Raw genomic sequence first — 18,574 nt, 5'->3', positions numbered from 1 at the left:
GCCCCCAATCACCGGATGCCGCGATGTCCCCGGCCCGCGCCAGGCCCAGTGAGCTGCTGCTCCGACGTGAACCGCGCGATGTCCATGTCATCCCACAGCACCTCACTGCGGGGTGATCGGCTTGTGACCGATCAGCAGTGCGGTCTGCATCTCGACGTAGCGGTCCTGATCTGCGTGCGACCGACGGCTGAGCAGACTGCCCGCCCAGCCGAGGAAGAACCCGACGGGGACGGTTATCAGAGCGATGTTCTGCAGCGGGAACCAGTGGAAGTCCCGGTCGGGGAAGAGGGCTACGGGGCTGCCGGAGACAGCAGGGCCGAATGCTTCGAGGACAACGCAGCACGCCAGTGATCCGTAGAGCGTCCACAGCAGTCCGCTTCTGGTGAAGCCCTTCCAGAAGAGGCTGTACACCAGTGCGGGGAGAACCACTGAAGCGGTCAGCGCGGCGGCGAACAAACTCAGGACCACGATGCTCCAGTGGTGCAGCACAACAGCCAGGTACACGCTGACCAGGCCGAAAATCATCACCGCCGCGCGTGCCACGTTCACTTCGCTGCGTTCACCGCCGCCGCCTCGACGGCCCACCCGGGCGTACAGGTCGTGCGCCAGCGACGCGGAGGCGGCCATGGTGAGCCCGGCTACGGTGCCGAGGACGGTGACGAACGCGGCGCAGGCGACCATGGTGAACAACAGCCCGGTGCTGCTTCCGGCAAGGTTGTCGGCGAGCAGGAACAGCGCTGTGTTTCCCTGCGGGTCGTGCGCGGCGATGACGTTGGCGCCCAACGTCGCCGCCGCGCTCAGCCCGGTGAGAACCATGGCGCCGTAGAACAGCGTGATCATGACGACGGCGGCAGTGGAGGCCCGTCTGGCCGCCGGCCCGTTCCGGGAAGCGCTCACCCTCAAAACGATGTGCGGAAACACGGCAGACCCCAGGATGACGGTGACGCACAGCGAGACCAGATCCAGTCTGCCCGTCAGCGTGTCCCCGTACAGCAGGCCCGGGGCGTAGAAGGACTGCGCCCCGCCACTGTGGCCGGCAGCGGTCTCCAGCAGGGTGCCCAGGTCCCAGTGGGCACGGCTGAGGGCGGCCCAGCTCACCGCCAGAACCGTGCCGAAGACGACGATCACCTTGACGATCTCGATCATGCTGCTGCCCCGCATGCCGCCGAACGCGGCGAAGGAGACGATCAACGCTCCGATGAGAGCCGTGCAGACCTCGGCGGCACCCGGCCTGTTCAACCCGAGGACGTAGGCCGTCACATCACCTGCCACCGTGAGCTGTACGACCATCACCGGCAGGCATACGGCCAGCGTGATCACGGTGCCCGCGACCCTGGTCGCCGTGCCGGTCACACGGCTTTCCAGGATGGCACCGAGGGTGAAAAGCCCGGTGTTGCGCAGGGGTTCGGCCAGCAGGAGAAGCACACCGAGTGAGGCGATGGCGCTGATGGCGACCACCATGCCGTCGTAGCCCGCGAGGGAAACGGCGCCGACGGAGCTGAGCAGGGCGGTGGTGAAGATGAAGTCGCCGGACAGCGCCAGAGCGTTTTTCGTCACGGACAGGGACCGGTTGGCGGTGAAGAAGTCGGCGACCGTGTCGTTGTCCACACCCGCGACCAGGCAGAGCAGGAATGAGACGATGACGACCATCAGGAATGCCATCAGGGGTGCGAACAGGCCGGAATCGCCGGCCGCGAGGACCGCGCCGGACGTCATGGTCTCCCCCAGGGGGCCGACTCGGACGCCGCAGCCCGGCCACGCAGTTCCTCGGCCCTCGAGTCGCAGTGGACGCGACAGGCGCGCTCGTACCAGAGGGCTGCGACCACCAAGGTCAGCGCAGCGGTGCCGAGCACCAGCAGTCCGAGGGTGAAGGGGCCGGACACAGGGGTGGCCAGGCGGACCCCCGGGACCAGGTCGAGCAGGAGGGGAATGCCGGCAACGGCCAGGTTGAGCACGAGCAGGCGGACCCTGAGCCGCCCTGAGGTCCTTCGCAAGTGCTGCAGAGCTAGGTGGTCCGTGGCTGCTTCCGGTGGTCTGGAACCGGGCGGAGGATCTTGGATGTACATGATGATGCGCGGCTCTCTGGATGGAGGGAGGTGGAACTTCCGGGCTGTCCGGGCCTCTGAGCGCAGCGTTCGACGCGCCGAGGCAGGCGTGGTAGTCGATCAGGTCGGGCTTGTCCCCTGGGACCGGGTCGATCAGCCGCGTGCGCCGCGGAAGAGCACCCCGGCCATGCCCGTGCCCCGTGGCTTCCTTACGTCGCGACGCTCATCTGCCGTCGTCACGGTGACGCGGCAAAGACGTGGCGGCCAAGGCCCGCAGCGCGGCGACCGGCTTGCGCAGTCCGTAGGCGACCGCCGTCGACGTTCCGTCTGCATGGCTCCAGGTCAGCAGCGCGCGCCCGTCGGCCACGCTGCCCTGCACCGTGGTCGGTTCACCGAGGAGCGGCAGGCGGCCGACGATCTTGACGCTGAGACCGGCGACCTCGGTCCAGAAGTAGTCGTCCTGCGCTGGTCCCGGCGGCGGGAGACCGAGGGCGGAGGCCGCCGCGGTCCTGCCCTGGGCGACGGCGTTGGACCAGAAGGGCGCACGCCGGTCGGGCCGTATGCCGTCGCCGCGGAGGTAGGTGACGTCACCGGCGGCGAACACGCCGGGCACGGTGGTGGCGCAGGCATCGTCGATACCGACGCCGAGGCGGTCGGCGAGGCCGGTCCCTGCCAGCCAGCCGGTGCTGGGTACTTCTCCGGCGCAGGTGACCACCAGGTCCGCGGTGAGTTCGGTGCCGTCGGGGAGCGCCACGCCGCTCACGGGGTCGCCGGTCAGGGTGGCGAAGCCGGTGGCCTGTACGAAGCGGATGCCGTGTGCTGAGGCGCGTGCGGTGATCTCGGCGGACAGGTGGTCGCCGAGGATGCGTTCCAGCGGGCGGTCGGCGTCCACGACGGTGACCGGGATGCCGCGGGCGGCGCAGGCGCTGGCCACCTCCATGCCGAGGAAGCCGGCGCCGACCACGATCGCCGAGCCGGCGTCCGCCAGGCGGGCGCGGAGCAGGCGGGCGTCGTCCAGGGTGCGCAGGACGAGTTCGCCCCGCTGCCCGGGGGCGGCGAGCCTGCGGGCGTCCGCGCCGGTGGCGACGATCAGCGCGTCGTAGCCGACCTGGCGGCCGTCGGCGGTCGTGACGGTGCGGTGCCGGGTGTCGGCGGCGACGGCGGGCGAGCGGATGACGTCGGCGTCGAGTCCGTCGAGGGCCAGGCCCAGGGTCTGGTCCGCGGCCGGGTCCTTCAGGACCACCTTGGACAGGGGCGGGCGGGAGTACGCGCCGTGTTCCTCTGCGCCGATGATCGTGAGGGGTCCGGTGTGGCCGAGAGTGCGCAGGTGGCGGGCGGCGGTGGTGCCGGCGAGTGACTCGCCGACGATGAGCACCGAGCGCGGTGCGGTCACGACAGGACTCGAAGGGCCGCGACCGGGCAGGCGTTGACGGCCGCGCGGGCGGCGGGCTGATGCTCGTCGGGGACGTCGGTGCCCTCGAAGTGGTAGGTGAGTTCGGCGTCGTCGTCCAGGCTGAAGACGTCGGGGGCCTGGTCGGCGCACAGGCCGTGGCCTTCGCAGCGTGGATGGTCGACGGAGATCTTCATGGTGCTGTCCTCAGCTGTCCTCGAACGGGCGAGCGGCGGGGTTCAGGCGGGGATGAGTTCGAGCGGCAGGCGCTCGAGACGGTGGATGACGTTGTTCAGGGCCCACTCGGGTGTGCCGGTCGGCTCGATGCGGTCGACGCGTTCGATCAGGGCTCGGAGCATCGCGGAGGTTTCCAGGCGGGCCAGGCCCTGACCGGCGCAGCCGTGCGTGCCCTGCCCGAAGCCGAGTTGGCGGGCGGCGTCCCGGCGGATGTCGAAGGTGTCCGGGTCGTCCCACTCCAGCGGGTCCCGATTGGCGGAGCCGTAGAGGACCAGCACCCGGGAGCCCTTGGGGAGGGGCACGCCCGCGAGTTCCGTGTCGCAGGCGGCGGTGCGGGAGAAGGCGCGGATCGGGGATTCGTAGCGGACGATTTCGTTGACCGCTTTCGGGACCAGGTCCGGGTCCGCCTTCAGCAGGCGCCACTGTTCGGGGTGGGTGGCGAACAGGTACAGAGCGCTGGAGATGGCGCTGATCGTGGTGTCCAGGGAGGGTGCCAGATAGTCGATCATCATGGTGACGCACTCGGCGGGCATGATCCGGCCCTCGTCGGACGCGCGCAGCAGGTCGTGGCCCATGCTGCCGTCCAGCACGGACCGGTCGCGGACGACACCGCGGGCATAGCGCATCATGCCGAGGGAGGCGGGGAGGGTGCGCACCGCCTGGCGATTGAGCGGACCCAGGGCGTCGAAGGTGGCGCCGGCCCAGCGCAGCAGGTGCTCACGGCCCTGCTGGGGCCAGCCGACCAGGTCGGGGACGACCGACATCGGCAGCGCTGTGGCGACCTCCACCGCGTCCACCGTTCGGCGGGCTACAGCTGCCTCGACCACGGCGGCCGCCTGCTGGTCGACCGTGTCCTGCATCGTGCGCAGCGCCCTGGGAGTGAGGCGGTGCGCGAGGAGGGAGCGGCGGCGGGCGTGCTCATCGCCGTCGCTGAACAGCGTGGTGCCCTGCCCCACCCGGTTGGCGACGGGGTTCAGACCGACACCGCCCGAGGAGACGAAGGTGTCGTCGTCCAGCAGTACCTGCTTGCACTCGGCGTATCGCGGCAGGGCGTAGACCTTGTGCTTGCTCAGCCACACCACGGGGCCGAGTGCGCGCAGCGCTGCGTAGTGCGGATAGGTGTCGCGGATGGCCGACGCCGAATACATGTCCGGGTGGTAGACGGGAATCTCCGTACGCATGGGCATGAGGAGCCCTCCTGAAGAAACTGTGAGAAGCGTGGACGGCTGACAAGAGCACGGCCTCGGGCGCAAGGGTGAGTGCCCACTCCTCATCCCGTTGCGCGGGCGGGCGCCGTCAGTGCAGCAACGCCATGATGAGAAAATACTCAAGCCTGATGGAATGCATCGTCAAGGGTTACGACAGAGAAGAGCGATGGTTTCATCAGAACTGCGGGTTTCCTTGCCGTTGAAGGAACGAGGCCGGGTCCGAGAGCCCGGCGTGCTTCTCCTCGCCCAGCTCGGCCCAGACCGTCTTGCCCTGCCGGGCATGGCGCGTTCCCCAGCGCTCGGCGAGCTGGGCGACGAGGAGCAGGCCGCGTCCGCCCTCGTCGAACGCGCGGGCCCGGCGCAGGTGGGGGGTGGTACTGCCGGCGTCGGACACCTCGCACAGGAGGGACCGATCACGGATCAGGCGCAGGCGGATGGGGGGCCGGCCGTAGCGGACGGCGTTGGTGACCAGTTCGCTGACCACCAGTTCGGTGATGAAGTCGAGGTCCCCCAGTCCCCAGGACGACAGCTGCCGGATGGCGCTCGAACGGGCCCGGGCGACGGCTGCCGGGTCGGCGTCCACGTCCCAGGCGGCGACTTGGTGGTCCCCCAGGGTGCGGGTGCGGGCGAGCAGCAGGGCGGCGTCGTCGTGGGGTCGGCCCGCGGGCAGCAAGGCCTGGAGCACGGTGTCGCAGGCGGCCTCAAGGGATGCGGAGGGCTGTGCGAGGGTGTGGCGCAGGAGGGTGAGGCCTGCCTCGATATCGCGGTCGCGGGCTTGGACCAGGCCGTCGGTGTACAGGGCCAGGAGACTGCCTTCGGGCAGGTCGACCTCCGCCGCCTCGAACGGCAGTCCGCCCAGGCCCAGCGGCGGGCCGGACGGCAGGTCCAGAAGATCGGCGGTTCCGTCGCCGCTCACTACGGCGGGCAGCACGTGCCCCGCGCGGGCCAGGGAGCAGCGGCCGTCGACGGGGTCGTAGACGGCGTACAGGCAGGTGGCGCCGATGTCCCCGGCCACGTCCGTGTCCGGGTCGGCCGAGGCTTCGGCGGACAGGCGGATGACGACGTCGTCCAGGTGTGTCAGCAGTTCCTCGGGCGGCAGGTCGATGTCGGCGAGGGTGCGGACCGCGGTGCGCAGGCGCCCCATCGTGGCGGCGGCGTGGATGCCGTGGCCGACCACGTCGCCCACGACCAGGGCGACCCTGGCTCCGGACAGCGGGATCACGTCGTACCAGTCGCCGCCCACACCGGCCTGGCCACCGGCGGGCAGGTAGCGGCAGGCGACGTCGACGGCGGACTGCTCCGCCGTACGCCGTGGCAGCAGGCTGCGCTGGAGAGTGAGGGCCGTGGCACGGGCGTGTGTGTAGCGACGGGCGTTGTCGATGGCCACGGCCGCCCTGGCCGCGATCTCCTGCGCGAGGACCAGATCCTCGTCGTCGAAGGGAGCCGGGTTCCGGTGACGGCAGAATCGCGCGACGCCGAGAGTGGCGCCGCGGGCGCTCAACGGCACCACCAGCGTCGACGGGGCAGAGTGGATGCCGAAGGCGTCGACCGGATCCGTCGGCGTCGCCGTGTGCCGGGAGGGCCGGCCGGTGACCAGGGCGCGAGCCATGACCGATCCGTCCGGACAGGCGTGAACCGCCCCCAACCCAAGCGTCGGCTCGGGACCGCCTTGCGCCGACGGCGCCTGGGCGACCCGGTGCAGTACGAGGGGGCCCGGCGCCGGGACGCCGTCCCCGTGGACCACGGAGTCGAGCAGGTCGACGGTGACCAGGTCGGCGAAGTGGTCGAGGGCGAGGTCCGCCAGCTCCTGGGTGCTGCGGGCAATGTCCAGGGTGGTCCCGATGCGCAGACCGGCCTCGTTCACCAAGGACAGCCGCCACTGCAGTCGCCGGTCACGCTCCTCCTGGAACGCCGTGACACCCTGTTCGGACGCGTCGTCCACGTATCCGTTCGCCATCGCGAGCAGGAGGCGCGTTGCCTCACTGATCAACTCCGCGTCTTTCGTCAGCCGCGGCATCTCAGCAAGCAGTCTGTCCAGGATGACGCCCTGACCGAGCCGGAAGGCCCGCAACAGCGCTGTGACCGGCGTGCCGTACCGGGCCAGCCGACGTGCACGTTCCAACTCGGCGGGCGGCGGATCTATCTCGCTCGGCTCGATGCCGTGTTCCAGGCCGGCCAGCACGCCGACGACATGCTCGGCGATGTTCTCGGACGTCATGCGGACGAGATCCGGGTTGCTCCACAGTTCGGGAACCTCGCGCCGCAGGCACCGCACCACATCCGCGATCACCTCGTCCGCCATCGGCCCGAGGTCGCCGGCGACACGGGACACAAGGCTGGCGGCCGTGCACTCCACACTGTCGACGGTACGCCGGACAGGAGGACCGTGCGTCGTCGGGCATCGACAGCCTCCCGCTCCACGCGACGCACACCCGGCCGTCAGCCGGCGGCGATCGCCACCCCGGCGTACGCCACCGCCACCAGGGCCAGTACGGCGGCGGGCAGGGCCCGCACGGGCGGGTCGCCATGGCGCAGGTGAACCACCGCGGCAGCCACCATGAGCACAACCAGCCCGGCGGCGGCGGCCAACCCGAGCGGGGCCGAAGCCAGGCCGAGCAGCAGCCCGGCGGCTCCCGCCACTTCCAGGGTGCCGATCACGCGGTACAGACCCGGCGACATGTCGAGATGCGCAGCTGCCTGACGCATGAACGGCACCGCGGCGATCTTCGCCAGCCCCAGAGGGAGGAAGACCAGGGCCAGTGCGACGGCGAGGGTGGTGTGTGCGGTTGTCATGCCGATCGGTCCCTGCGTTCAGCGCCCAGGCGGGCGTAGTAGTCGATGAGGTCCGGGGCATCCACGGTGGCCGGGTTGACGACCTGCTCGACCGGGGCGCCCTGAAGGAGACGTTTGACGGGGACTTCGAGTTTCTTGCCGGTGCGGGTGTGCGGGATGCCCGGCACCTCGAGGATCTCGTCAGGGACGTGGCGGGGTGAGGCACCGGTCCGGATGGCGTCGCGGATCCTGTCGCGGAGGGTGTCGTCCAGGGTCACCCCGGCGGCGGGGACCACGAACAGCGGCATCCAGTAGCCGCCGTCGTCCTCCTCCGCGCCGATGACCAGGGCTTCCGCGATCTCGGGGAGGCGCTCGACGACGTCGTGGATGTCGGCGCTGCCGAGGCGGACACCGTTGCGGTTCAGGGTGCTGTCGGAGCGGCCGTGCACGATCACCGAGCCGTGACTGGTGACCGTGATCCAGTCACCGTGCCGCCAGACGCCCGGGTAGGACGAGAAGTAGGCGTCGCGGTAGCGGGTGCCGTCGGGGTCGCTCCAGAAGTACAGCGGCATCGACGGCATGGGACGGGTGACGACCAGCTCACCGACCCGGTCGACGACCGGGAAGCCCTCGGCGTCGTAGGCGGCCAGCGCGACGCCCAGGTGGGGTGCGGACAACTCGCCTGCCCATACAGGGGTGTTGGGTGCGCTGCCGGCGAAGCCGGACACCACGTCCGTGCCGCCACTGATCGACGCGAGCAGCACGCGGTCGCCGACGTGGTCGCGGACCCAGGGGTAGGCGGAGGCCGGCAGGGTGGAGCCGGTGCAGCCGACCACACGGATCGACGACAGGTCGTGCACCGAGGGGTCGATGCCGAACTTGGCCATGCCCAGCAGGTACTGGGGGCTGGTACCGAAGACGGTCACCCGGTGGCGTGCGGCCAGTTGCCACAGGACGTCGGGCTGGGCGAGGGGCGCCGGGCTGCCGTCGTAGGTGCAGGTGGTGGCACCGGTCAGGAGTGTGGAGGCGACCAGGTTCCACATCATCCAGTGGGTGGTGGTGTACCACAGCAGGCGGTCGCCGGGGCCGAGATCGGAGTGCAGGCCGAGGGTCTTGAGATGCTCCAGCAGGACGCCTCCGTGGCCGTGGACGATGCCTTTGGGCAGGCCGGTGGTGCCGGAGGAGAAGACGACCCACAGGGGGTGGTCGAACGGCACCGGCGTGCAGGTGAGTTCCTCGGTGCGGGTAGCGGCGTCCTCCCAGGGGACGACCAGCGAGGGGTACGCCCTCGACGGCCATGGCAGGCCCACATGGCCCACCAGCAGCGTCGCCTTCAACGTCGGCAGCGCGTGGGCGAGTTCGAGGGTGGCGTCGCGCCGGTCGTGGGTGGTGCCGTTGAAGAGGTAGCCGTCGGCGCCGATCAGGACGGTGGGTTCGAGCTGGGCGAAGCGGTCGGCGGCGGCCTTGGGGGCGTAGTCCTGCCCGCACACCGACCACACGGCGCCCAGGCTCGCGGCGGCCAGGAACGCGACGATCGCGTGCGGGGTGTTGGGAAGATAGCCGACCACCCGGTCGCCCTGTCCGACGCCCAGCTCGCGCAGGGTCGCGGCGACGGAGGCGACCTGGGCGCGCAGGTGGCTCGCGGTCACCTCGTAGCAGGAGCCGGTCTCGTCGAGGGCGATGACCGCCACAGCGTCGTCGGCGAGGTTGCGCAGGGCGTGGTGGGCGTAGTTGAGGGTGGCGCCGGGGAACCAGCGGGCGCCGGGCATCCGCTCCTCCGCCAGCACCCGCTCGTACGGCGTGTCCGCGTCGATGTCGAAGTACTCCCACACCGCCCCCCAGAAACCCTCCAGGTCCGTGACCGACCAGCGGTACAGGTCGGCGTAATCGGCGCCGGACATCCCGACATGGCGGGCGAAGTCCATGAGGTTGCTGTCCGCGACGGCCTGCGGATCCGGCGTCATGAAAGGGTCGGGCACGCTCATCGTGTGACGCTCCTCAGCAGGCTGTTGTCGACGGTCCGTTGGGGCGGGTGGGGACTGCGGGTGGTGTGCAGGAGGGACGCCCAGGCGGCGGTGCCGGTGAAGTCCTGGCCCCCGGCGGGGACGACGTCCATGACGACGCGGTCGGGGCGCAGCAGTACGGCGTCCGCGCGGCCGGCGCGCAGCCAGGCGGCGAGTGTGCCGTCGTCGCCGAGGCCGGTGACGGGGATCGCCCGGATGCCGAGTGCGTGGGCGAGGGCGTTCAGCGAGGGCCAGGGATCGGCGGTGGTCAGGATGGTGAAGGAGTCGCCGAGCACCTCGTCGAGGCGGCTGCGCCGTCCGTCGGCGGTGATCCAGGGTTGGGGGCAGTGCGTTCCCGCAAGGCCCTTGCGGAGGCGGCGGCGTACGAGGAGTCCCGTGGTCAGGGGCGGGCTGAGGTCGCGGCCGGCCAGTTCGGTCAGGCCGGGTATGCGGCAGGCCGCGGCCAGGGCCCTGCGGCGGATCGCGGCGGCACTGTCCTGGCCGCCGGTCATGGCCCAGCCCATGGCGACCGCGAGCCGGATCACATGCCGGGCGTGCGGCTTGCGCTCAGTCTCGTAGGTGTCCAACAGCCGCTCGTCCCCGCCCTGGCGGAGCACGCGGGCGAGCTTCCAGGTGAGGTTGTAGGCGTCCCGCAGGCCCGCGCACAGCCCCTGTCCGATGAACGGCGGGGTGAGGTGGGCGGCATCACCGAGCAGGAAGACCCGTCCGCTGCGCCAACGGTCGGCGAGGCGGGCCCGGAAGGTGTACTGCGCCTCGCGGATGATCTCGAAGTCCCCCTCGTACGAGGGCGACAACCAGGGAGCGACCAACTCGCGGACGGGCTGCTCCGCCCCCTCGCACAGCCGGAACTCCCAGCGGTAACGGTCCTCACCCATGCGCGTGAAGGTCGCCGGCCGGTCCGGGTCGCAGACCTGGTCGACCCCCTCCCATGAGCGCACGTCGGCCGTCGTGCGGACGTCGATGACGGTCCAGCGTTCCTCGAAGCGCAGGTCCTCCCAGACGGCTCCGATCGCCTCGCGGGTGAGGCTGTTCGCGCCGTCGCAGCCGAGCACCGCGTCGGCCCACAGCTCGTGCTCACCGTCGTCGTCCCGGTAGGTCACGCGCACGGGGCCCTCGGTGTCCGGGCCGATGCCGGTGACCTCCACTCCGCCCCGCAGTTCGCATTCCGGGTGCCGGGCCAGGGCGTCGCGCAGCACGCGTTCCAGCTCGGGCTGGTCGAACATGCTGGTCTGCGGGTAGCCGTGCAGGCCGTGCTCGGTGCGCCGGAACTCGGCCATCACCCGGTGCCGGGCGTCCAGCAGCCGCAGCCCGTTCGCCGGGCGGGCCATGGCGGCGAACTCCTCTCCCACGCCCGCGGCCTGGAGGATCCGGCGTACCTCGTCGTCGGTGGCGGCGGCACGCGGGAGCGGGTAGATGTCCCTGTGGCGTTCGAGGACGACGCTGCGGACTCCGCGGCGGGCCAGGAGGAGGGCCGCGGTCACGCCCACGGGCCCGGCGCCGACGATCACCACGGGTACGTCTGCCCCGTTACGTTCGTAGATCATGTGCTTCGGGTCTCATTTCGCGTCCGTGACGGGGGTGCGCTGCTCGCCGAGGTCGATCCGGCCGTCCGGGGTGGCGATCGTCGCCGTGATCACGTCTCCCGGGCTCAGGTAGTGCGGGTTCTTCGCCTGGCTCTTGAAGAACGCCTTCCACTTCACGGCGGGCGGCAGCAGCGCGCCGATCTTCTCGACCGGCTTCGGCGGGGCCTTCAGGGCCGTGCCGCCTGGGGTCCCGGTGAGCAGCAGGTCGCCGGGGTCGAGGGTCTGGAACCGGGCCAGCAGGGTCAGGGCCTGCGCCGGGCGGACGATCATGTCGGCGAGGGTGCGGTCCTGACGCAGCTCGCCGTTGACGGACAGCTTCAGCCGCAGGTCCAGGAGGTGGGCGAAGTCCTCCGGCTCCAGCAGCGCCAGGTACGGCCCGGTCGGTGTGAAGGTGGGGTACGACTTGCTCTCGTAGAACTGCGTCTTGGTCAGCTGCACCTCACGGGCGCTGACGTCGTTGGTGATCACCAGCCCGGCGACGTACGCGGGCAGATCCCGCTCCTCGACGACCGTGCCGACGGGCAGCGGCGCGCCCATCACGAGCCCGAGTTCGATCTCGTAGTCGAGGAACTTCACGTGGGAGGGGCGGACGACGGCGTCGCCGGGGCCGCTGACCGAGCCGGACGCCTTGCGGAAGAACGCGGGCGGGATGTCGCCCTTGAAACCCGAATCGCGGGCGTGGCTGCGGTAGTTGACCATCTGGGCGACCACCCGGCAGGGGGTGGTGACCGGCGAGAGGGCGGCCAGGTCCGCGACGGGCGTGCCCGCGTCGGCCGACAGTGCTGCCTGCCGTACGGCGTCACGGTCGGCGATCAGCTCAGCGGTGGTGACGGCCTTGGTGTCCATGGGGACGGCCCGCTCGCCGCGGACCACCCACCATCCTTCGGCGGTGCGCAGGACATTGGTGCTCATGACAGTACCTTCGTGCGGGGGTTGGGGAGGTCAGGACTTGGCGGCCTTGAGCAGGCCCAGGAGTCGTGCGGGGTCCATCTCGTTGTCGCCACGCAGGGCCTCGATGACGTCGCGGACCCGCTGCGGGGAGGGGCTCGCGCCGAGGAAGTCGCGGGTGGCGGGCGGGCCCCACTGGGCCAGACCGCTGGTCGACATGGGCGCCCAGCCCGGCTCGACGTCGCTGGAGAACAGGTCGCCGTCGGCGAAGTGCTCCAGCATGAAGTGGTCGGGATCGCGCCAGTAGTCGAACAGCTGGCTGCCCTGGATGTGCCGGCCGATGCCCCAACTGCGCTTGTATCCGCGCTCCTTGAGGTACTCGCCGCCGGCGGCGATGGAGTCCAGGTCGGTGACCTGGTAGGCGGAGTGGACGTACCCCGTGCCGGGCCCGAGGTGCATGGCCAGGGTGTGGTGGTCGGCCGGCACGCTGCCCAGGTCGCAGCGGATGAACGCCATCGTGGGACCGCGCCCGCGCTGGCCGTCCAGGAACAGGAAGTCGGACACGATCATGCCGAGGGTGTCCAGGTACCAGTCCAGCGCCTGCGCGAACACCCTTGTCTCCAGCACCACATGCCCCAGCCGCTGGATACGGGAGGGTTCGCGCGGCGGGCGCTGGGTGGCGTTCGTACGACGGTGAGCGGTGCCGAAGTTGAGGAGCAGCGGCCGCTGTCCCGGCAGCGCGGGGAGCTGTTCGCCGCAGTGCACCACCCGCACCGGGAAGCCCGAGGGGTCGAGCAGGTCGACCACCTTGCCGCCGCCGGGAACGTCAGCATCCCGTACGGACGATCCGGTGGCACGGGCCAGCCGGTCCAGGTCGGTCCGCTCGGCAGCCCGGAACGCCGGGCCGATGAACCGGGAGGTGCGCCCGCGCCGGATCACCATGCAGGGTGAGCCCGCGAAGGTGCCCCGCAGCCACAGCTCCCGCTCGGTGCGAGCGGCGATCCCGAACCCGAAGTCCCGGGCGAAGACCTCGGCCCGCTCCAGGTCCGGCTTCTCGAACTCCAGCCACGCCAGGTCGGCCACCTTGATCACCGGGTTCCGGGAGCGGCCGGGGTGTTCGCCGCGCAGGGCGCCGTGTTCGCTGTGCAGGTCCTGGTGGGCAGTCTTGACAGCGGTCCCGTCGACGCGGGTTTCAGACATGGTGCCCTCCGAGCAACATTGCCGTAATGAGGAAATCATCAACTGTGACAACATCGCCGTCAAGAGGTTCGCCAAGGGAAATGATGAATTCATCAGAGCTGCTGCCGCCATCGTTCCCGCGGTTAAACTCTGCGTATGCCTACGTCAGCCCCACCCAGCAACCGGTTCGAGCGGCGCCGCGCCGAGACCCGTCGCGCGCTCATCCACGCCGCGCGGCAGATCCTCGCCGAGACCGGGGACACCAGCGCCAGCATCCAGGCGATCGCCGAGCGCGCGGACGTCGGTTTCGGCTCCTTCTACAACCACTTCGAGTCGAAGACCGAGCTGTTCGAGGCGGCCGTGGTGGACGCTCTGGAGGAGTTCGGCCAGAACTTCGACGAGCGCCTTGCGGGGATCGACGACCCGGCCGAACTCGTCGCCGCGGGCTTCCGGCTCAGCGCCCGCATGGCCGACTCCCACCCCGAGCTGATGCAGGTCTTGCGCCGCCGCGGCCTCGGTCACATCCACTCGGACAACGGCCTGGCCCGGCGGGCACTGCGCGACCTCGAGGCCGGCCTCACCTCCGGCCGCTTCACCCCCGTCGACCCGGCGGTCGCCCTGTCCGCACTCGGCGGCACCCTGCTCTCCCTGGTGGAGCTGAGGTTCGCCCGCCCCGACGTGGACGGCGACGAGGCCGCGGTCAACCTGGCCGAGATGGTTCTGCGCATGCTGGGCGTCCCACCGGACGACGCCCACGAGGTCGCCCGGCGCCCCCTCCCCGACCTCGCCTCACCGGCCACTCCTGTCCGGGGAACGACGAGCTCGGCCGGAGGGTGACCGAGCGGCCGGTGAAGCAGGCGCCCAGCGTGGAGATGGCAGCGCTCGTGCTGGGCACCTGGGAAGCCGCCCAGCGGTTCGCCCCGGTGATCGACCTGGCTCGACGAGAGGCCAACGAGGCGCTGTCCGCCGCGATGGAGCCGTTCAACAGCAGGGTGGCCGTGCTGATCGGCCACGGACAGCGCCTGGGGGTGTTCGCCAAGGATGTAGCCCCGGACGTGCTGGCGCGAGTAGTGGACGCCACCGCACAGACGTTTCTGTCCGTCCGCCGGAGTGGGGACGCCTCCGACGTCGCCTTCACCGCACTGTTCACGCTTGGTGTGCCGGCGCGCAGGGCCCGCGCCACCGTCCACTCCGCCCGAACCCGCCAAGGGAGCTGCGATGGACTGTGAGCCCAGTGCCGCCGCGACCGTACGCATTCCCGCGCCCCGCCCTCGGCCACACAGCACCCACTTCATCCTGAGCGACACAGACGTCATGCTGTGCCCGTGTCACTGGTCCCGGTCAGCAGGTCTGCAGCAGTTCCGGCAGTGCGTGGAGGAGCTGGGCGGAGACGCGGAGGCGTATGCACGGCGGGTGGGTCTACCCGTCGAGGCGCTCGACATGGACGAACTGCTCGTGGAGGACCAGGCTCTGGCTCTGGTTCTGGAGCATGCGGCTGTCGATCTGGGCTGTCCGGATCTTGGGCTGCGGGTGGGCGAGGCCCAGGACTTCCGGATGCTGGGCCCGCTGTCGGTGGCGATCCAGCACTCCCCCTCGGTCGCCGACGCGCTGGAGTGCACTTCCCGCTATATGTTCGTCCATGCCCGCGATCTCAGTGTCTCGCTGGTCGACGCCCCGGACGGCGCTCGTGGGGTCGTGGGCCTGCGGTATTCCTTCGACACTGGCGTGCGACCGCTGCCGCAGGCCACGGACATGACCGTGATGTTCGTGCACCGCGCCGTGAAGTTCCTGGTTGGCGGACCCTACGGGCTGCAGTCCGTCGACCTGCCCCACCAGCCGGCGGCGCCGCGGTCGCGTTACGAGGACGCCTTCGGCGCCCGGATCCGCTTCGGCCGCGATCAGGCGCTGCTGAGAGTGCCGTCGAGCCTGCTGTCACGGCCTCTCGAAGGGGTCGACGAGACGTTGCGCCGCCTGGGCCATGGCCTTTCTGTCCCGCCACTCCCCCGAGGCGGGGCCAGCGCTGGCGGCCAGGGTGCGCGCGGTGCTGGACCAGTCCCTGGGGACCGGATCCACCGAACTCGTCACCGTCGCCCGGGTACTGGCCGTGCACCCGCGGACGCTGCAACGGCAGCTCGCCGCGGAAGGAGAGTCGTACGCATCCCTCCTCGACAGCGTGCGGCGGGCGCGGGCGCGCCTCTACCTCACGACGACGGACATGCCGTTCGCCCAGATCAGCAACCTCGTCGGCTTCTCCGAGCAGGCCGTGCTCACCCGGTGTGCCCGGCGGTGGTGGGGCCGGACGCCGAGCGCCCTGCGGCGCGAGGCCAGGGCAGGACGCTGAGCGGTCAGCGGGACGGGGAGGGAACGGCGAGCACGGCGATGTCGTCCTCATGCATGCTGCCGGCCACCACCGTCCCCTGGTGTTCGGCCACGCTGGTCACAAAGCCGTACGAGCCGTCGTCCGTACGAAGGTCGTGGACGAGGCGGCCGTCGAGGTCGAAGGCCATCGCCCAGGCGACCGGGACAGGCTTGGGGCGTACGGCCTCGGGCAGGTTCCACAGCAGGACGCGAAGGAATCCCGGCAGCGGAAGCAGCCTGTCCAGCAGTGTGTTGCGGGGCGCGGCGACGGACACCCACGCGAGGCCGTCGCTGCCCAGGCTCATGTTGTCGGGCAGGCCCGGGAGGTTTTCGGCGAAGGGCTCGACGATGCCGGCCTTCGGGCCGGTGAGCCAGTAGCGGCTCACCCTGTACCCGGCAGTCTCGGCCACCAGCAGGTGCGAGGCGTCCGGGGCGAGGACGAGGCCGTTGGCGAACTTCAGATCGTCGCGCAGGACCGTGACGCTGCCGTCGGGGTCGCGGCGGACAAGCAGGCCGGTGCAGGAGTGCTCGACGATGTCGCCCAGGTAGTGCTCGAGGTCCCAGCGGCGGGTGGAGACCGTGAACCATATGGTCCCGTCCGGGCCTTCCACGACGTTGCTGGCGAAGGTGAGCGGCCGGCCGGCGACCGTGTCGACGAGGACCCACACTGACCACGTGCCGATGCCGAGCCCGATGACTGCCCCTGGCCACCCGGGCTCTGCTGGACCGGACCGACGTCTCCGAGCAGCTGGGCATCCGGGGACTGGAAGGGCTCGACTTCACCGCGGAAGCGGTGGTCAGCGAAATGGTCACGAACACCATCCGCCACGGCCGTCCCGGAGGACCCCGTTCCATCCGCGACCGCGCGCTGCCTCCGACGGTTCCCTGCGGCAGTGGTGCCACCCCGCGCCCACCCGCGGCGAACCCGTCTTCGAGAAGGGCGGGCGTGGCCTACTGCTGCTCACGCAGCTGGCCGAGCACGCGGGAAAGCAAGTCCAGGAAACCTTGACCACAGTAACGTCAAACTTGATAATTCCCTCAATGAATCCGCACGGTTAGCTAGTCGGCCGACCCAAGCACTCACTGAGGCCCCATGACCACCACCCACAGGGACACAGTGCCACCCGTCGCCACCGGCCGCGCCGGAACGCGCGGCGTGCTGTTCGCGATGTGCCTGTCCCTCGTCCTGGTCGTTGCGTCCGTCTCCGCCCTCAACCTCGCCCTGCCCGACCTGGCCGTCGACCTGTCGGCCTCCAACGGCGCTCTGACCTGGATCGCCGATGCCTACACCGTCGCCCTGGCCGCACTCGTACTGCCGCTCGGCGCGATCGGCGACCGCCTCGGCCGCCGCAACGTGCTCATCGTCGGCACGGTCGTCTTCGGGGCCGCATCCCTGGCCGCCTCCTTCGCGGACTCCACGAGCACACTGATCGTCTGGCGTGCCGTCATGGGCGTCGGCGCCGCGATGATCATGCCGGGAACGCTGTCGACGATCACCGCGACCTTCCCGCCCGATCAGCGCGCCAAGGGAGTGGCCACGTGGTCGGGCTTCGCGGCCGCCGGCGCGATCATCGGCATGCTCGCCGCCGGGGCCCTCCTCGAGCAGTTCTCCTGGCGCTCGATCTTCGTCACCAGCGCCGCCGTCGCCCTGGCCGCCGCACTCGCCGCCGCCCTGCTGGCCCCCAACACCAAGGACGCCCACCCGCACCGCCCCGATGTGGCCGGGGCGGTCACCACCGCCGTGGCCATCGGCACCCTGGTCTTCGCCATCATCGAGGGCAACGAGCAGGGCTGGACGGAACCGGTGGTGATCGGCGCCTTCGCCGTCGCGGCCGGATCCTTCGCCGCCTACGCGTACCTCGGCCTGCGCACCGAACACCCTCTGCTCGACCCCGCCCTGTTCGGCATCAGGGGCTTCAGAGCCGGTGCCATCACCGTCCTGGTGCAGTTCATGGCCGTCTTCGGCTTCTTCTTCGTCGGCCTGCAGTACCTTCAACTCATCCTGGACTACAGCCCGCTGAAGGCCGCCGTCGCCCTCGTTCCGGTCGCCCTGGCGGTGCTGCCCACATCCTTGGTCACCCCGCACCTGGTGCACCGGGTCGGCATGAAGGCAGTCATGTCCGTCGGCCTGCTCCTGCTCGCCGCCGGCCTGTACGTCCTCTCTCTCCTCGGCGTCGATTCCGGCTACCTGCCCTTCCTCGGCGGTCTGATCCTGGCGGGCTTCGGCATCGGCCTGAGCGGCGCCGTCGGCACGGCGGCCATCACCGGCTCCCTCGGCCGCGGACAGCAAGGTGTCGCCTCCGCCATGAACGACACCACCCGTGAGGTCGGATCCGCAGTCGGCATCGCCCTCATGGGTTCGATCTACGGAAGCCACTATCGGTCCTCCTTGCCCGACTCCGTCACTCAACTCCCCACCGAAGCCGCCGAATCCGTACGCCACTCGGCAGCCGCGGGCCTCCACGTCGCCAATCAACTCGGCGCCAAGGGTGCGGGCCTCGCCGACGGCGTCAAGAGCGCTTTCATGGACGGCCTGTCCGCTTCCCTGGTCGCCGTGAGTGTCGTTGTGGTCGTCGCAGCGGTCGGAGCCCTGCTGCGCGCACCGCAAACACCGCCAAGAGCAGACTGACCCCTACGAGGAGGTCAGCGAGGAGCGGGCAAGTGCAACGCCTCGCTGACCTCCGTGCCCGCGGCAACGTGATCCAAGTCTGCGGGTCAGGCATACCGATCGACATACCCACTCCGGCTGGCGGTGTTCTTGGGCTGCGCGCTGAGCAGCACCATGTTGTGGCCTGTGTTCGACTTCGAGGGACACGCTGCTACTGGCAGGCGTCGCGCCCCAACAGCTCACCGACGCGGCCCGGCACGCTCACCACAGATCGTCTTTCCC

At 70.5% G+C, this 18,574-nt stretch carries 17 protein-coding genes; 4 read left to right on the top strand and 13 right to left on the bottom strand.

The window, feature by feature from the left end; all coding sequences use genetic code 11:
• Positions 1 to 102: 102 nt before the first annotated feature.
• The 11 genes from C1703_RS36590 to C1703_RS36540 all read right to left on the bottom strand — a co-directional run bounded on the left by C1703_RS36590 (position 103) and on the right by C1703_RS36540 (position 13,347).
• Positions 103 to 1,716 carry a cation acetate symporter gene (locus tag C1703_RS36590; RefSeq protein WP_114256863.1) on the bottom strand — a complete coding sequence of 538 codons (1,614 nt, stop codon included), beginning with the start codon at positions 1,714 to 1,716 and terminating at the stop codon, positions 103 to 105.
• On the bottom strand, positions 1,713 to 1,994 hold the full coding sequence (locus C1703_RS36585; RefSeq protein WP_157993207.1) for a hypothetical protein: 282 nt from the start codon (positions 1,992 to 1,994) through the stop codon (positions 1,713 to 1,715). Before C1703_RS36585 ends, C1703_RS36590 begins: the two co-directional genes overlap by 4 nt.
• A 274-nt stretch (positions 1,995 to 2,268) precedes the next feature.
• Positions 2,269 to 3,438 (bottom strand): NAD(P)/FAD-dependent oxidoreductase, encoded by a 1,170-nt coding sequence (locus C1703_RS36580; RefSeq protein WP_114256861.1) that lies wholly within the window; start codon positions 3,436 to 3,438, stop codon positions 2,269 to 2,271.
• On the bottom strand, positions 3,435 to 3,632 hold the full coding sequence (locus C1703_RS36575) for a ferredoxin (RefSeq protein WP_114256860.1): 198 nt from the start codon (positions 3,630 to 3,632) through the stop codon (positions 3,435 to 3,437). The genes C1703_RS36580 and C1703_RS36575 overlap by 4 nt, the downstream gene beginning before the upstream one ends.
• Before the next feature lie 42 nt (positions 3,633 to 3,674).
• Positions 3,675 to 4,859, bottom strand: coding sequence for a cytochrome P450 (locus tag C1703_RS36570; protein WP_114256859.1), 1,185 nt, complete (start codon positions 4,857 to 4,859; stop codon positions 3,675 to 3,677).
• Between the two features lie 196 nt (positions 4,860 to 5,055).
• On the bottom strand, positions 5,056 to 7,236 hold the full coding sequence (locus C1703_RS36565) for a SpoIIE family protein phosphatase (protein ID WP_232840700.1): 2,181 nt from the start codon (positions 7,234 to 7,236) through the stop codon (positions 5,056 to 5,058).
• An 83-nt stretch (positions 7,237 to 7,319) separates the two neighbouring features.
• Positions 7,320 to 7,673 carry a DoxX family protein gene (locus tag C1703_RS36560; RefSeq protein WP_114256858.1) on the bottom strand — a complete coding sequence of 118 codons (354 nt, stop codon included), beginning with the start codon at positions 7,671 to 7,673 and terminating at the stop codon, positions 7,320 to 7,322.
• Positions 7,670 to 9,637 carry an acetoacetate--CoA ligase gene (locus C1703_RS36555; protein ID WP_198678373.1) on the bottom strand — a complete coding sequence of 656 codons (1,968 nt, stop codon included), beginning with the start codon at positions 9,635 to 9,637 and terminating at the stop codon, positions 7,670 to 7,672. The genes C1703_RS36560 and C1703_RS36555 overlap by 4 nt, the downstream gene beginning before the upstream one ends.
• On the bottom strand, positions 9,634 to 11,220 hold the full coding sequence (locus tag C1703_RS36550) for a bifunctional 3-(3-hydroxy-phenyl)propionate/3-hydroxycinnamic acid hydroxylase (protein ID WP_114256857.1): 1,587 nt from the start codon (positions 11,218 to 11,220) through the stop codon (positions 9,634 to 9,636). The genes C1703_RS36555 and C1703_RS36550 overlap by 4 nt, the downstream gene beginning before the upstream one ends.
• 12 nt (positions 11,221 to 11,232) lie before the next feature.
• Positions 11,233 to 12,171: a fumarylacetoacetate hydrolase family protein gene (locus tag C1703_RS36545; protein WP_114256856.1), complete on the bottom strand. Its 939-nt coding sequence runs from the start codon at positions 12,169 to 12,171 to the stop codon at positions 11,233 to 11,235.
• Positions 12,172 to 12,201: 30 nt separating this feature from the next.
• Positions 12,202 to 13,347 carry a VOC family protein gene (locus C1703_RS36540; RefSeq protein WP_114256855.1) on the bottom strand — a complete coding sequence of 382 codons (1,146 nt, stop codon included), beginning with the start codon at positions 13,345 to 13,347 and terminating at the stop codon, positions 12,202 to 12,204.
• A gap of 135 nt (positions 13,348 to 13,482) precedes the next feature.
• Here C1703_RS36540 and C1703_RS36535 point away from each other — a divergent pair, with 135 nt between their 5' ends.
• Complete coding sequence (locus C1703_RS36535; RefSeq protein WP_198678372.1) at positions 13,483 to 14,163, top strand: TetR/AcrR family transcriptional regulator; 681 nt, start codon at positions 13,483 to 13,485, stop codon at positions 14,161 to 14,163.
• 29 nt (positions 14,164 to 14,192) lie between these two features.
• Entirely contained in the window at positions 14,193 to 14,555 is a 363-nt protein-coding gene (locus C1703_RS36530) for a hypothetical protein (RefSeq protein ID WP_157993206.1), read from the top strand.
• A gap of 190 nt (positions 14,556 to 14,745) precedes the next feature.
• Here the strand turns inward: C1703_RS36530 and C1703_RS40025 are convergent, their stop codons facing one another.
• A complete protein-coding gene (locus C1703_RS40025) occupies positions 14,746 to 14,967 on the bottom strand; it encodes a hypothetical protein (RefSeq protein ID WP_232840699.1) in 222 nt (73 codons plus the stop codon).
• Between the two features lie 337 nt (positions 14,968 to 15,304).
• On the opposite strand from C1703_RS40025, the gene C1703_RS40020 reads away from it, so the two are divergent.
• Positions 15,305 to 15,667 carry a helix-turn-helix transcriptional regulator gene (locus C1703_RS40020; protein ID WP_232840698.1) on the top strand — a complete coding sequence of 121 codons (363 nt, stop codon included), beginning with the start codon at positions 15,305 to 15,307 and terminating at the stop codon, positions 15,665 to 15,667.
• 4 nt (positions 15,668 to 15,671) lie between these two features.
• On the opposite strand, the gene C1703_RS36520 is transcribed toward C1703_RS40020, so the two are convergent.
• Positions 15,672 to 16,352, bottom strand: coding sequence for an SMP-30/gluconolactonase/LRE family protein (locus tag C1703_RS36520; RefSeq protein ID WP_198678371.1), 681 nt, complete (start codon positions 16,350 to 16,352; stop codon positions 15,672 to 15,674).
• Between the two features lie 425 nt (positions 16,353 to 16,777).
• Here C1703_RS36520 and C1703_RS36515 point away from each other — a divergent pair, with 425 nt between their 5' ends.
• Complete coding sequence (locus tag C1703_RS36515; RefSeq protein WP_114256852.1) at positions 16,778 to 18,313, top strand: MFS transporter; 1,536 nt, start codon at positions 16,778 to 16,780, stop codon at positions 18,311 to 18,313.
• Positions 18,314 to 18,574: the final 261 nt, after the last annotated feature.

Origin of the sequence: Streptomyces sp. Go-475 (genome assembly GCF_003330845.1) — a bacterium.
In the GTDB taxonomy this organism is placed as follows: Bacteria; Actinomycetota; Actinomycetes; order Streptomycetales; family Streptomycetaceae; genus Streptomyces.
The sequence above is the reverse complement of the archived record's forward strand: the minus strand, read 5'-3'. Positions and strand labels throughout refer to the sequence as shown.